Origin of the sequence: Vibrio sp. M250220, from assembly GCF_036533795.1 — a bacterium.
Taxonomy (GTDB): domain Bacteria; phylum Pseudomonadota; class Gammaproteobacteria; order Enterobacterales; family Vibrionaceae; genus Vibrio.
The window spans coordinates 63,360-78,509 of record NZ_JATABI010000007.1 but is presented as its reverse complement, the minus strand read 5'-3'; the positions used below and the strand labels follow the sequence as shown (position 1 = coordinate 78,509).

The following is a 15,150-nucleotide window of genomic DNA, read 5'->3' as shown; positions in this document are numbered from 1 at the left end:
CTAAACCACCTAGAATCTAATAAAATTCTTCATCTAGGTGGCTCACTTTATGCGGAAAGCATTAGTGAGTCGGCTTTCGCTTCAAGATTTGAGTTACCCATTAGATAACTATCAATAGCGATTGCACACTCACGACCTTCATTGATACAGCGAACAACCAGAGATTGGCCTGTACGCATATCACCGGCAGCAAACACACCTTTTTGGTTCGTTGCAAAACCGTCGGTCGCCACGTTACCACGTTCATCTAGCTTAACATCTAGCTGCGCCAAAACACCGTTTGGCTCTGGATGTAAGAAGCCCATAGCCAAGAATGCCATGTCGCATGGGATGATACGCTCTGAGTTAGCAATTTCTTTAAACTCTGGGCGTTGACCCGGTTGTGCATCTTGCCACACGATGTCAGCAATACGCAGACCCGTCACTTCACCTTTATCGTTGCCAATAAATTCCTTGGTCAAAATGTTCCAATGACGTTGACAGCCCTCTTCGTGCGAAGTGGTTGTTTTCATGATCATTGGGTATTGTGGCCAAGGCATATTGACAGGGCGCTTTTCTGGTGGGATCGGCATGATCTCTACCTGAGTTACGCTCGCGGCTTTGTGACGGTTTGAGGTACCCACGCAGTCAGAACCGGTATCACCACCACCGATGACGACAACATGCTTGTCTTTAGCGTGAATCTCTTCACCTTTCAGATCCATGTCGTTAGCACGGCGGTTATTCTGAGCTAGGAACTCCATCGCGAAGTGAACGCCTTTTAGTTCACGGCCTGGTACTGGCAAATCACGAGGAACCGTTGAACCGCCAGTAAGCAGAACAACATCAAACTCCTGACGTAGTTGCTGAGCATTAACGTCAACACCGATATGTTGATTGACCTTGAACTCAACGCCTGCGTCGGCCATTAGGTTGATCTTGCGATCAATCACATCCATACCCAGCTTGAAGTCTGGGATACCAAAACGCAGTAGTCCACCAACTTTCTCATCACGCTCAAATACAGTAACAGAGTGACCTGCGCTGTTGAGCTGCTCAGCTGCGGCTAGACCTGCAGGGCCTGAACCGATGATGGCGATCGTTTTACCAGTGCGAGAACGAGGCGTTTTAGGTTTTGCGTACCCTTCACGGTACGCAGTTTCGACGATGGTTTTCTCAATGTTACAGATAGTGATTGGATCTTGGTTGATACCTAGTACACAAGCACTTTCACACGGGGCAGGACATACTCGACCTGTGAACTCTGGGAAGTTGTTGGTTGAACTTAGGATGTTCCATGCTTCTTCCCAGCTATCACGGTATACCGCATCGTTGAACTCAGGGATGATGTTACCAATCGGACAACCGTTGTGACAGAAAGGCACACCACAATCCATACAACGAGAAGCCTGAGTATTGATTTTGTCGCCAAACTCTTCGTTTAGAGCGAATTCTTTGTTGTTTTCAATACGAACTGATGGGTCGAGCTTCTTTGGAAGCTCACGACCATGTTCTAAAAATCCAGTAGGCTTACCCATTATACTGCCTCCACTTGTTCCGTTTGTGCTTGTTCAGCGGCTGCCTTACGCTTTTGAAGTACCGCTTTGTAGTCGCGCGGCATAACCTTAACCATGGTTTCTAGGCTTGCTTCAAAGTTGTCGAGGAAAGACTTCGCTACTTCACTTCCTGTGAATTGAACCTGCTTAGTGAGCATCTCTTTTAGTAGTTCACGATCTTCAGCTTCGATTGGATCTAGGTCGACAAGTTCAGGGTTCAGCTTAGTTTCAAAGTCACCAGACTTATCCCAAACATAAGCGACACCGCCACTCATACCCGCTGCAAAGTTACGACCTGTTGAACCTAGGATGACAGCAACACCGCCAGTCATGTATTCACAACCGTGGTCACCGATACCTTCAACAACGACTTTTGCACCTGAGTTACGAACACAGAAACGTTCACCAGCCATACCACGAATGTATGACTCACCTGAAGTTGCACCGTAGAAACATACGTTACCTACTACAATGTTGTCTTCAGCGACGATGGTTGACTTCGAGTCTGGGTAAAGAACCAGCGTACCGCCTGATAGACCTTTGCCCCAGTAGTCGTTCGCATCGCCTTCAACCTCGAATTTCACGCCTTTTGCTAGGAATGCACCAAATGATTGGCCAGCAGAACCGGTGAACTTAACGTTCATTGGTTTTGGTAAACCTTGGTCTTTGTACACTTTCGAAATTTCATTCGATAGCATGGTACCAGCAGAACGGTCAGTGTTAATGATCGGGAACTCAGCGTTAACGGCTTCGCCTTTCTCAAGCGCAGGGATTGCAGCTTGAATCAGTTTGCGGTCAAGAACCTGTTCTAAATTGTGGTTCTGTTCAGTCTGATTAAAGACACCATCGTTTTCACGGGCATGCTCAATGTGCAGTACTGGAGATAGATCAAGGTTCTTGTATTTCCAGTGACCAATATCTTCGCGAACTTTCAATTTCTGCGATTGACCAACCATCTCATCGATGGTGCGGAAACCGAGCTCTGCCATGATTTCACGTAGGCCTTCTGCCATGTATTGGAAGAAGGTTACGACGTCTTCAACACGACCATCAAAACGTTCACGTAGGGTCTTGTTCTGAGTTGCGATACCAACAGGACAGGTGTTTTTATGACACTTACGCATCATGATACAACCTTCAACAACCAGTGCCGCTGTCGCGATACCCCATTCTTCAGCACCAAGCAGTGTTGCTACCGCTAGGTCACGAGGTGTTTTCATCTGACCATCTGACTGAACTACGATACGGTTACGTAGGCCGTTTTTCAGTAGTGTCTGGTGTGTTTCTGCTAGACCCAGTTCCCAAGGCAGACCTGTATGGCGAATCGAAGACATTGGTGATGCACCTGTACCACCATCAAAACCAGCGATAAGAACCACATCCGCCTTCGCTTTCGCTACACCAGAGGCAATCGTACCTACACCGGCTTCTGATACCAGCTTGACGTTAACTCGGCCAGCACGGTTGGCGTTTTTCAAATCAAAGATTAGCTGAGCCAAATCCTCAATTGAGTAGATGTCGTGGTGAGGAGGTGGCGAGATTAGACCAACACCTGGTGTGGAGTGACGAGTCGCACCAATCCAGTCATCAACCTTATCACCTGGTAGCTGACCACCTTCACCCGGCTTAGCACCTTGAGCCATCTTGATTTGTAGCTCATCGGCGTTAGTTAGGTAGTAAGACGTCACACCGAAACGACCTGAAGCAACCTGTTTGATTGCTGAACGCTCCCAATCACCATTCTCTTTACGTTCGAAACGAGAAGGGTCTTCACCACCTTCACCTGAGTTCGATTTAGCACCAATGCGGTTCATCGCGACTGCGAGAGTAGAGTGTGCCTCGTAAGAGATCGAACCAAATGACATTGCTCCGGTAGCAAAACGTTTAAGGATGTTTTCAATCGGCTCCACTTCTTCGAGCGGGATAGAACCTGCTGGATTCTTAACGAAATCGAGCTGGCTACGTAGCGTTGCTGCGTTATCGCCTTGATCATCAACCGCTTTCGCATATTGCTTAAACTGAACATAGTCTTTGTTACGAGTTGATTGTTGAAGCAGTGAAATAGTTTCAGGGTTAAACAGGTGTTTTTCACCACGCTGTTTCCACTGATAAACACCACCAACATCCAGTACTTGAACAGGGATTTCACGTGTTGGGAAGCCAATACGATGACGTACAAGCACTTCTTTGGCGATGTCATCAATAGTAAGACCTTGGATACGCGAAACCGTACCAGTGAAGTACTTGTCGACAACAGACTTGCTGATACCCAGAGCTTCAAAAATTTGTGCACCGTGGTACGACTGCAAGGTTGAAATACCCATTTTCGAGAAGATCTTCAATAGACCGCCGTTGATAGATTTGCGGTAGTTCTCGAACAGTTCTCGAATGTTGGTTTCAGGATCCAGTTTTTTGATGCGTTGCAGTTCAACCATAGTCTCAATAACTAGGTATGGGTTGATTGCGTTTGCACCGTAGCCAATCAGAGTCGCAAAGTGGTGCGTCTCACGAGCATCACCTGTCTCGATAACTATGTCACACTTAGCACGGAGACCTTTACGGATCAGGTGATGGTGTACAGCGCCAACGGCGAGCATTGCTGGAATAGCTGCGTGGTTAGAGTTTACTGCGCGGTCTGTTAACAAGATGATTGAGTAACCATCGATCACGGCATCTTCTGCATATTGACAGATACGCTTCAGTGCACGTTCTAGCTTACCTTCATCTTCACTTGCTTGGAATACGATATCTAACGTCTTAGCCTGTAAGTGCTCGTTATCGATAGCACGCAGTTTTTCAAGCTCAGAGTTTGAAAGTACTGGCGATTCAAGCTCAACTTTTTGACAGTGCAGTGGTGACTCGGCAAGAAGGTTCTGATCCTTACCTAGGTAAGTATTCAGAGACATAACCATACGCTCACGAATCGGGTCGATAGGCGGGTTAGTTACCTGAGCAAATAACTGTTTAAAGTAGTTTGAGAGGTGTTGCGACTGGTGCGAAAGGATCGCAAGTGGCCAGTCGGCACCCATAGCCGAAAGTGGCTCTTTACCATCACGAGCCATAGGAACGATAATCTCGTTCACTTCTTCTGAGCTCACGCCAAATGCTTGCTGCTTGTGCAGAAGCTTTTCCGGTGACGGTTGGCTGAATTCGTTGCTCGCATCCGGCAGTTTCTTCAGGCTGAGCAGATTCTCTGCTACCCATTTCTCGTAAGGCTGTGCTGATGCAATGCCGTCTTTTACTTCTTCATCAGAAATAATACGCCCTTGCTCTAGGTCAGCAACGAAGATACGACCCGGTTGTAGGCGACCACGGAATTCGACGTTTTCTGGTGCAATATCCACAACACCAGACTCAGACGCCATGACTAAGAAATCATCTTTTGTCACTGTGTAGCGAGAAGGGCGAAGGCCGTTACGGTCAAGAGTTGCACCTACCTGAACACCGTCTGTGAAACAGACTGAAGCTGGGCCGTCCCATGGTTCCATGACGTTGGCGTGGTATTGGTAAAACGCACGACGAGTTGGATCCATGTTTTTGTTTTCTTGCCACGCTTCTGGAATCATCATCATCAATGCGTGTGGCAGGCTACGGCCCGAAAGAACCAGAAGTTCTAGCGCCATGTCGAAGTTAGATGAGTCGGAAGCACCTTCCTGACAGATAGGCAATAACATATCGATTTCAGCTTGAGTAAACAGGTCTGATTCGATGATCGCCTCGCGTGCTTTCATCCAGTTCAGGTTACCGCGAACGGTGTTGATTTCACCATTGTGAGCGATGTAACGGAAAGGTTGAGCTAAGCGCCATTTCGGGAAAGTGTTGGTTGAGAAACGAGAGTGAACCAGCGCAAGTGCTGTCACCATCGTTGGATTCTGTAGATCGAGGAAGTACTGTGGTACTTGCTCTGTTGTCAACTGACCTTTGTAGACAAGTGTTTTGTATGACATTGAGTTGATGTAGAAATCATCACCAATGTTAGAGACACTTTCTAGACAGACTCGAACTGTGTAGTTACGCAGTACGTACAACTTACGCTCTAGCTCTTCAGGCGTGATGCCAGGACCACCAGAGATGAATACGTGTTCGAATTGCGGTTCAGTGCTTAAAGGGTCAGCACCGATCATTGAGTTGTCTGTCGGCAAAACACGATAGCCGATAACATCGAGCTCTAGACGTTTAGCATTACGTTCTAGGATATCGCGACATTGCGCGCGTTTGTGTTCGTCTTTTGGGAAAAGCACCACACCAACGCCGTATTTCTCGAAAGAAGGGAGCTTGATACCAAGCTTAACGGCTTCTTCTAACAGAAATTCGTGTGGTTTTTGTAGCAAGATACCAGCGCCATCACCTGAGCAAGGATCACATCCTTGACCACCACGGTGCTCCATCCTTGCAAGCATATCAAGAGCTTGCGTAACTACTTCGTGCGATTTACGGTTTTTTAAGTGAGCAACAAAACCGATACCACAAGCGTCATGCTCCAATTCAGGAGTGTACAGACCTTGTGAAGTTTGCTCTCTATCTACCATGGATACATCCTTCCAGTTCAAATAGGCGCAATTGGGCTAGTCGAAACTAGTTCTACGTCCTGTCCTTTATTTTTATGATTCGAAGTCAGCCTAGCTGGCGACTTTGATTCCATTCCGTCTCTCGCTGAAAAATATGGCGAGAAAAACAATCCTTGGTGAAATCCAGTTTTTTTGTATCACAATCTAGTGATTTATATAGGTAGGAGTAGGAGTTCACCGATGTTTTGCCAAATTTTAATGTAATAAAAAACACAAAATGCAGCAAAATCTGTAAGTATCCTACAATTTACTCAGCACAAAATGCAATCAAAAGTCGTGCTTGTTGCCCAGATTTTTTGCGTTATAAATTGATATTATGTTTAACTTTTGCTTAACAATTGGCTTGAGGCACATTATTTCTGCATGTTTATTGACTTTGCATAACAACAACCCCGTTTGAAAACGTTACATTTATTCCCAAATTTCTTTCAATATTGTAATTAAATTACATAGATCTTAATGATATTTATTTCGTTTTAGACAAGGGTAAAAATGCAACTTCACGAGCTGGTCAACACTATTGGACAAGACTTACAGAGAAGGTACGGGGAAAAAGTTCATAAACTGACACTGCATGGTGGGTTCAGCTGCCCAAATCGAGACGGCACGATTGGCCGTGGTGGATGCACATTTTGCAATGTCGCTTCGTTCGCTGATGAAGCCGCGCAAATAAAAACTATCCATGAGCAGCTAATCGATCGAGCTGGAGAGATTGCTCGAGCCAAGCGCTACCTTGCCTATTTTCAGGCTTATACAAGTACTTATGCCGAAGTACAGGTTCTTAAAAACATGTACGAGCAAGCACTGAAAGCGGCTGACATTGTGGGATTGTGCGTAGGGACTCGTCCTGACTGTGTTCCTGATGCCGTCCTAGAACTGTTGGCAAATTACGTCGAACAAGGGTACGAAATCTGGCTGGAGCTCGGTTTACAAACGGCAAACAATCAGACGCTAAAACGCATCAACCGAGGCCATGATTTCGAATGTTATGCTGAGATTACTCGACGTGCACGCGCACTTGGCATCAAAGTTTGTACGCACCTGATTGTGGGCTTACCCAGAGAAACACGTGAAGACAATATCGCGACAATGAAGCAAGTATTGGCGGTTGGCACGGACGGCATTAAACTTCATGGTCTTCATATTGTCGAAGGCAGCACCATGGCCAAAGCATGGAAAGCGGGAAAGTTGTCAGCTCCAGAGCTCCAAGAATACGTGTCGATTGCCAGTGAGCTAATACGTATGACACCTCCCGAAGTGGTGTATCACCGTGTCTCTTCAGCAGCACGTAGACCTACGTTATTGGCACCTTTATGGTGTGAAAACCGTTGGTTAGCCATGACTCAAATCGGTCGTTCTCTACACCAGTTAGGGGCGCAAGGCTCTTTGATAAATCAACCATTTGAATACACAAGGCCGATATTAAAGGCTGATAATTAAGCAATAAGCTGATATCTTTTGTACCCTTATAAAGATTATTCATTGAGTCAGAGTTATAAATGGAGCAAGTATTAGTTTGGTTGTGGGACTCTACCCGCGGGCACGGTTTTGACTTTGTTATCATCCTACTTGCTATTTTTGTAGCAATCGCTATCTATGCGAAAAATCAGGCGCACTCTTAGTGGCTCAGCGTATTCATGAAGGTGTGGCTGAACTTGCTCTAGAGCATCAGAAATCTGAGGTATCCAATCAGATCACGACCAGTATTGGTCTTGTTTCGATTGTGCCTAAACCGATGACCAGCAGCGAAACGATTATCGCTTTGGCTGACAGTGCTTTGTACCAAGCAAAAGCCAACGGTCGCAATCAGACTTGTGTGCATCACACATCAGAGAATTAGCACTTTTTGTTGTAAGGATTCCTTTAGCTGTCGGTAGTGAAAACAGGTAATATTTAACGACTGTTACCGTGCGGAGTTCTCGATGAAGCCGATTAAAAATCTTGCGCAGTATTATGTCGATTTGTTAGTCAAACTGGGCATCCTGCGTTTTTCTATTCTTCTTGCTTTGGCCTTGGTGGCACTTGCTGTTGTTGTCCAAGTCGGAATTACTCTTGTTTTAAGTGGGCACGTCGATGACATCGACATCGTACGCTCAGTTTTCTTTGGCTTATTAATTACTCCTTGGGCGGTGTATTTTCTATCGGTGGTTGTCGATCAATTGGAAGAATCGCGCCAACGTCTCTCCAAGCTTGTCTCGAAATTGAAAGATATGCGTTCACGAGATCAGGAACTCAACCACAAGCTTCAACAAAACATTGCCAAGCTTAATCAAGAAATTGAAGAACGTATTAAAGCTGAAGAAGCGCGTGAAGAAGCGATGAAAGACCTTGAGAATGAGGTCTATCAGCGTGAGAAAACACAGGTAGAATTGGCGGAGAGAACCGCACTTCTACGTTCGTTTATTGATGCTTCTCCTGACCTTATTTACTACCGCAACGCAGAGGGCGTTTTCTCCGGTTGTAACCGAGCAATGGAAGAGCTGACGGGTAAGAAAGAGAGTCAACTGGTCGGTCTGACACCTTGGGATGTTTACAGCAAGGAAGTCGCTCAACAAATTGTTGATACAGACCAGAAGGTTTTCTCTGATAATCAAGCGCTAACTTATGAGCAGTGGCTTGAGTATCCTGATGGACGTAAAAACTATTTCGAATTACGTAAAGTCCCTTTCTACAGCAAAGAGGGGCGTCACTTAGGTCTGGTGGGTTTTGGCCGTGATATCACAGAGCGTAAGCGCCATGAAGAATCGCTAGAAAAAGCCAGTCGAGATAAAACAACATTTATATCGACGATCAGTCATGAGCTACGCACCCCCCTTAACGGTATCGTTGGTTTGAGTCGAATGCTGCTTGATACTCAGCTTACCGAAGAGCAGCGTAACCATATGCAGACCATTAATGTCAGTGCAATTACCTTGGGTAACATCTTCAACGACATTATTGATATGGACAAGTTCGACCGCCGCAAACTCGAACTTTATCCATCGACACTTAATTTTGAAGAATTTGTCGCAGAGATGGAGAGCATCTCTGCATTGATGGCGTCGCAGAAAGGGCTGCGCTTTGATCTGGAACGTCTGAGCGAACTGCCTAGTGCGATTGAAGTCGATGCGACTCGTCTCCGTCAGGTACTTTGGAACCTCATCAGCAATGCGATGAAGTTTACTAAAGAGGGAGGGGTGGTGATGACGGTCAGCTCTGAGATAGAAGACCAACACGCTCATATTACGATGGAGATAGAGGATAGCGGTATCGGTATCCCAGAAGCTGAGCTCGAAAAAATCTTTGCCATGTACTATCAGGTCAAGTCTGGGAAAGACAACCTCCATGCAGTCGGAACAGGTATCGGTCTTGCTGTGTCAAAGCAGCTAATCAATATGATGAACGGCGATATTACCGTCTCGAGTGAAGAGGGATTTGGCAGTACTTTCACCGTCACTATCAGTGTGCCATTGGCAGAAGTTGAAGAGTCTTTATCATCAGTGGCTGCACCATCGCAAGAACTCAATATCTTTATGGTTGAGGATATTGAGCTCAATATTACGGTTGCTCGCTCACTGCTAGAGAGTATGGGACATGAAGTTTCTGTTGCCATGACAGGTATGGAAGCGATGGAAATGTTTGATCCTGAAATTTACGACTTGGTGTTCCTAGACATCCAGCTACCAGATATGACCGGGTTTGATGTTGCAGAATACTTTAGACGCACATACTCGGATCTGCCGCCATTGGTAGCCTTGACAGCCAATGTCCTCAAGAACAAACAAGAGTACCTTGATAAAGGGATGGATGATGCGATCAGTAAACCTCTTTCAGTGACTGCGGTGCAAGAGGTTCTGGCTAAGTTTACTCAAGGAGAGGTGGAGCAAACCAAGTATCAAACCGTCGAGCCCGAAGTGATCGCCGAAGGTGGGGAGATCTATTCTCGTATACTTGACCTAGATATGCTTGAGTCCTATGTCAGTATTGTTGGGCCAGAGCCTGTACTTAGCAGCATAGAGATGTTTGAAGAGATGATGCCAGAGTACTTGCAAGTGTTGGACTCAAACATGGTCGCCAAGCATCAGGAAGGTATAGTTTCAGAGGCTCACAAAATTAAAGGGGCCGCAGGCTCTATTGGATTAAAGCATATTCAGAGCGTGGCGCAGAAAGCGCAGTCGCCAGATTTTCCAACTTGGTGGGAAAACATCGACGATTGGGTTGAAGAAATAAAGAATGAGTATGACAATGATATTCATATCTTGAAAGAATGGTTACAACACCACTCGGAACGACAAAGGTGAATCAAATGAAAAAGTTAGCAGCTCTCTCACTTGGTGTGGCGTTAATGGTGGGCTGTACTTCACAACCTGTAGGCTGGGAGCAAGGCAACCAGTTGGAATTCGCCGATACCACTGTAGTACTCAAAAGTAATCTTTGGATCAATAAGATGCCCACCATTGGCGAAGTGCAAGACAGTACTCTACATGGTGCGCTCTATTTAGAATCTGACAAACCGTTACCAGCGGAGCTAGATGTTGAAAGCGTGTCTATTCAGCAAGGTGATCAGAGCTGGATTATCGACGGGGACTTACTCGAACTTCGCACCCATAATCAGAACCAGTGGGAAGTTGTGTTTGTATGGCAAATTCCCCTCGATTTGGACCAACCAGTTGACGTGGCATTGCATATCAAACGCGAAGACAAAGTGGATTGGTTAGTCGAGAAAAACGTCAAGATAGATACCGTCTACTAACGCAGACAGATAGAAATAAAAAGGCTTGCTCCAATGGAGCAAGCCTTTTTTATCGAATGATTAGTGCGTTATTTGCTCGCCGTTTTGAGACCAGCATTAACATCGAGGATGTCTTGCTCACTCAGTGTACCAACGGCTTGACGTAGCTGAAGCACACTTAGAATGTAATCGTAACGAGCGTTAGATAGGCTCTTATTGGCATCGTATAGACGACGAGTAGAATCTAGAACGTCAACAATGGTACGTGTACCAACATCAAACCCCGCTTCTGTTGCTTCAAGGGCTGATTGTGCCGAGACAACGGTCTGCTCGTAAGCACGCAGCGCTCCAATTGATGCGCTGATATTGTTGTTGAATGCACGAACATCTTTCACAACACTGCGGTAAGCAGCTTCAAGATCTTGGCTTGCTGCAACATAGCTGTATTCAGCTTGTTTAGTTTGCGAGCTAATGTTGCCACCTGTGTATAGTGGAACATTCAGATTGACGCCAATGTTGAAGTTATTGGTTGTGCCGTTTGAGTTGATGCTGTCTGAAATATCGCCGTAGTTGTATCCACCATCAAGTGTTAGCGATGGTAGGTGTCCTGAACTGGCTAGCGAAATGTTGTCTTTGGCTACGTCTTGCGCGATACGTGCAGATAGCAAGCTTAAGTTTTTCTCTTGGGCTTCGTTTACTAGTGCATCAATTGCCGTAGAAGTCTTACTTGCTGAGAAACGCTTAGTATCAAGAACATCAAGATTCGAGTGCTCTTGACCGGTAATTTCACGCAGACCTTCGTAGCTGTTTACTAGGCTGTTTTGTGCCAATACTTCATCAGCGAGTACTGCGTCGTACTGAGCTTGAGCGTCATGTACGTCAGTGATTGCTGAAAGCCCAACCTCAAAACGTTGCTTCGTTTGCTCTAACTGACGGCCAACCGCTGCTTTCTCTGCCTGAACAAACTCTAGGTTGTCTTGTGCACGCAATACATCAAAGTACGCGGTCGAAACACGCAGAATCAAAGCTTGTTGTGCTGCGGCATAAGACGCATCTGCTTGGCGTGCCGATTTTTCAGACACATCCAGAGCAACCCAGCTAGAACGTTGGTAAAGTTCTTGCGAGAAGTTGATGCCAGCTGTTAGCGCATTCTTATCGTTGTCAATAGTACTACCCGTGTCCAAATCCGTGTCGCCACGTGTTAGGTTGTAACCAGCAGTCAAATTAATTTGTGGTAGAAGTGTTGCACGGCTAGAGGTCACGGCTTCAAAGGCAGCATCACGCTGGGCTGCGGCACTAAGTAGCGTTGGGTCATTCTCTTTTGCTTGATTGTAAATGTCTGCCAGAGTATCAGCGAAAGCATGAGTACTTAGGCTGCCTAGTGCTGCACTGATAACTAGTGGAAGCAGTTTCTTCATAGGTTCAATTCCTGCCAAAAAACGAAAAATATTAGTCATCAAGAGTTTAACTCAATTGATGTCAATTCACTCGAAAACTTTGCAAAGTTTTACACTTAACTATCCAGCTGTGTAATAAGTATAATTCATCAATTTAAATTAAACTGCAAAAATTGTATGAAAAGTTGAGCCACGTCCTTGGAAGTTACGCTTAGGTCTGAGTAAACTATAAGATTCACTCAGAGAGGTGCCAAATGCAACAGTCTGACCAGCAACATAAGCAGTTCACTCGACAAGATGTGGAAATAATCTCAAAAGAAACACTGTTTCAGGGATTTTTTAAAATGATTAAGTACCGCTTCAAACATAAGTTGTTTGAAGGAGGGTGGAGTGAAACTATCGAACGCGAAATGTTCGAGCGTGGACACGCAGCGGCTATGCTACCTTACGATCCGATTAGAGACGAGGTGGTATTGATTGAACAAATCCGCGTTGGCGCTCTTGAACATGACAGCCCTTGGCAGTTGGAAATCGTCGCAGGCATGATAGATCGTGAAGAAGACGCTGAAAGTGTTGTTCGACGTGAAGCGGTAGAAGAAGCCGGTATTGAAGTAGGTCAGTTAGAGAAAGTAACCTCGTATTACCCTTCATCAGGCGGTTGTTCCGAAAAACTTGATGTGTATGTCGGTCAAGTTGATGCGAGTACAGCGAATGGGATTCATGGTTTAGACTATGAAGGTGAGGATATTCGAGTTCATGTGGTATCCCGCCAGCAAGCCTACCAATGGGTTATTGATGGGAAATTTGAAAATGGTGCCTCCATTATTGCATTGCAATGGTTGGAGCTTAACCAGCAACGTTTGAAGAGACAATGGCGCACGTAGCACTAAAGAAACCGTATCATGTTGATTTATCTGACCTGATGCGCACATATGAGACAAATTACGCAAAACTAAACGCTTTGCTGCCTTATCAGCCGAGTGTCAGTGATGTACGCTGCTATCAAGCTGCTTATATGACGTATCAGATTCAAGTGGTCGAAGTCACAAAGTACACAACTTTGGTCGACATTTGTCAAAGTGATGACGTTCCAGTATTTCCATTGCCAACAATGTCTGTCAGGCTCTACCACGATGCTCGCGTAGCAGAAGTTTGTAGCTGTGAACATCTTAAACGTGTGAATGCTCGATACGACTACCCGAATGATAAGATGCTGCAACAAGATGAAAAGGTACAACTCAATCGTTTTCTCGGTGATTGGCTGTCATTTTGTTTGAAACAGGGTATCAGTCGCACTCCATTGAATATTTAGGTTTTAGTTTTGAAAGTAACGTCAAGTTCCTTAGATAGCGGCAGTATAAAGCTACTCCAGATTACTGATACTCATTTATTTGAGCCAGCGGATGGTAGTCTGCTCAGTGTTAAAACTCTCGATAGTTTTAGTGCAGTTATTGCCGCTATTGTGCAGGAGAAGCGATCGTTCGATGCGATTCTCTCAACGGGTGATATCTCTCAGGATCACTCTGCTGGCTCCTATCAAAGATTCGAGCAAGGCATTGCACCACTTGAGAAAACATGTTTCTGGTTACCGGGCAATCATGACTTTAAACCGGCCATGGGTTCGGTCTTACCTTCACCTCAGATTCAACAGGTTGAACATGTCTTGCTCGGTGAAAAGTGGCAAATGATATTGCTTGATTCTCAGGTTGTCGGTGTACCTCATGGTCGCTTGAGCGATCAACAACTGACACTGCTTGATGAAAAGCTCACCGAATATCCAGAGCGTTACACGCTTGTTTTAATGCACCATCATCCCCTGTTGGTTGGTAGCCGTTGGTTAGATCAGCATGCACTGAAAGATGCTGAAGATTTTTGGCAAGTGGTAGACAAACACAGCAGCGTTAAAGCGGTGTTATGTGGGCATGTGCATCAAGATATGAACGTTGTGTATAAAGGTGCGAGAGTGATGGCCACACCATCGACTTGTGTTCAGTTTAAACCTAATAGCGATGACTTTGCGTTGGATACGCTTTCCCCAGGCTGGCGTGAACTAGAGTTACATGCCGATGGCAGTGTGTCGACAGAAGTAAAACGCTTACCAGCTGGCAGTTTCCAGCCTGATTTCACTTCTGCTGGCTATTGAGGAAAGGAAATGAAACCGTCTTTACTACTTTATATTCATGGTTTTAACAGTTCACCATTGTCACTCAAAGCAAATCTAATGCGAGAGTACTGTGAACAGTATCGTCCAGATATTAAGGTAGTGATACCGCGTTTACCTTGTTTTCCTGAGCAAGCTGCACAGCATCTGTTGGATATTGTCAATCAATATAAAGATGATTATCAGATTGGCTTGGTCGGAAGTTCGCTTGGTGGTTATTTTTCGATGTGGCTCAATGCGCAGTTTGCCTTTAAAGCGGTAGTGGTTAACCCTGCGGTCAAGCCTTATGAGCTGCTTGCGGATTTTCTTGGTGAGCAAGAAAACCCGTACACTCAAGAGCGTTATGTTTTAGAGCATCACCATATTGTTGAACTCAAGCAACTCGACACTCCGGTTATTAAAACGCCGTCGGACTTTTGGTTGCTACAGCAAACCGAGGATGAAGTTCTCGATTATCGTCAAGCAGTGCAACATTTTTGTGGAGCTAAGCAGACTGTCGAGCAAGGTGGTGATCATAGCTTCGTCAACTTCGAGCGTTATCCGGCTAAGATCATCGAATTCTTGGCGCTTTAATCTGCCTGGTTAGTGTTGATGAACCTAACGTCTTTCGCTCTCAATGACATATTCATTGAGGGAAGAGTCATAATTTTACTTGTTACTTACTTATCTCTCTTGACATAATTGGGTCTGTTCCAGACTATGTCTCATCAGTACTTGTGTGGATTTGAAGTGTTTGGATTTTCGTCGTTAACCTTGTGGATACCCGACAAGGTTGCCA

General features: G+C 45.4%; 11 protein-coding genes and 1 pseudogene. 9 read left to right on the top strand and 3 right to left on the bottom strand.

All coding sequences use genetic code 11. The features are described 5' to 3' along the window. Positions 1–47: 47 nt before the first annotated feature. Entirely contained in the window at positions 48–1,517 is a 1,470-nt protein-coding gene (locus QTN94_RS04805; RefSeq protein WP_331427069.1) for a glutamate synthase subunit beta, read from the bottom strand. After that, positions 1,517–6,064, bottom strand: coding sequence for a glutamate synthase large subunit (gene gltB, locus QTN94_RS04800; protein WP_331427068.1), 4,548 nt, complete (start codon positions 6,062–6,064; stop codon positions 1,517–1,519). The genes QTN94_RS04805 and gltB overlap by 1 nt, the downstream gene beginning before the upstream one ends. A 531-nt stretch (positions 6,065–6,595) precedes the next feature. On the opposite strand from gltB, the gene QTN94_RS04795 reads away from it, so the two are divergent. The 5 genes and pseudogenes from QTN94_RS04795 to QTN94_RS04775 all read left to right on the top strand — a co-directional run bounded on the left by QTN94_RS04795 (position 6,596) and on the right by QTN94_RS04775 (position 10,835). After that, entirely contained in the window at positions 6,596–7,543 is a 948-nt protein-coding gene (locus tag QTN94_RS04795) for a TIGR01212 family radical SAM protein (RefSeq protein ID WP_331416207.1), read from the top strand. 59 nt (positions 7,544–7,602) lie between these two features. Continuing rightward, positions 7,603–7,725, top strand: a complete 123-nt coding sequence (locus tag QTN94_RS04790; RefSeq protein WP_331427067.1) for a hypothetical protein — start codon at positions 7,603–7,605, stop codon at positions 7,723–7,725. Next, positions 7,713–7,943, top strand: a pseudogene (locus QTN94_RS04785) (diguanylate cyclase); the annotation flags it as partial. The gene QTN94_RS04790 and the pseudogene QTN94_RS04785, both read left to right, overlap by 13 nt. A gap of 82 nt (positions 7,944–8,025) precedes the next feature. Beyond that, entirely contained in the window at positions 8,026–10,383 is a 2,358-nt protein-coding gene (gene arcB, locus QTN94_RS04780) for an aerobic respiration two-component sensor histidine kinase ArcB (protein ID WP_331416209.1), read from the top strand. A 5-nt stretch (positions 10,384–10,388) separates the two neighbouring features. After that, complete coding sequence (locus QTN94_RS04775; protein ID WP_269376574.1) at positions 10,389–10,835, top strand: hypothetical protein; 447 nt, start codon at positions 10,389–10,391, stop codon at positions 10,833–10,835. A gap of 68 nt (positions 10,836–10,903) precedes the next feature. On the opposite strand, the gene tolC is transcribed toward QTN94_RS04775, so the two are convergent. Next, the gene (gene tolC, locus QTN94_RS04770) at positions 10,904–12,232 is read right to left on the bottom strand and encodes an outer membrane channel protein TolC (RefSeq protein WP_331416211.1); all 1,329 of its coding nucleotides are present in this window, start codon (positions 12,230–12,232) and stop codon (positions 10,904–10,906) included. A gap of 233 nt (positions 12,233–12,465) precedes the next feature. On the opposite strand from tolC, the gene nudF reads away from it, so the two are divergent. From nudF to yqiA, 4 genes are read left to right on the top strand one after another with little or no spacing between them, the layout of a single operon-like run. Further along, positions 12,466–13,095 (top strand): ADP-ribose diphosphatase, encoded by a 630-nt coding sequence (gene nudF / locus QTN94_RS04765; protein WP_138972542.1) that lies wholly within the window; start codon positions 12,466–12,468, stop codon positions 13,093–13,095. After that, on the top strand, positions 13,083–13,523 hold the full coding sequence (locus QTN94_RS04760) for a DUF1249 family protein (RefSeq protein WP_331427064.1): 441 nt from the start codon (positions 13,083–13,085) through the stop codon (positions 13,521–13,523). The genes nudF and QTN94_RS04760 overlap by 13 nt, the downstream gene beginning before the upstream one ends. A gap of 9 nt (positions 13,524–13,532) precedes the next feature. After that, positions 13,533–14,354: a 3',5'-cyclic-AMP phosphodiesterase gene (gene cpdA / locus QTN94_RS04755; RefSeq protein WP_331427063.1), complete on the top strand. Its 822-nt coding sequence runs from the start codon at positions 13,533–13,535 to the stop codon at positions 14,352–14,354. A 9-nt stretch (positions 14,355–14,363) separates the two neighbouring features. Next, complete coding sequence (yqiA, locus tag QTN94_RS04750) at positions 14,364–14,945, top strand: esterase YqiA (RefSeq protein WP_331427062.1); 582 nt, start codon at positions 14,364–14,366, stop codon at positions 14,943–14,945. Positions 14,946–15,150 lie beyond the last annotated feature (205 nt).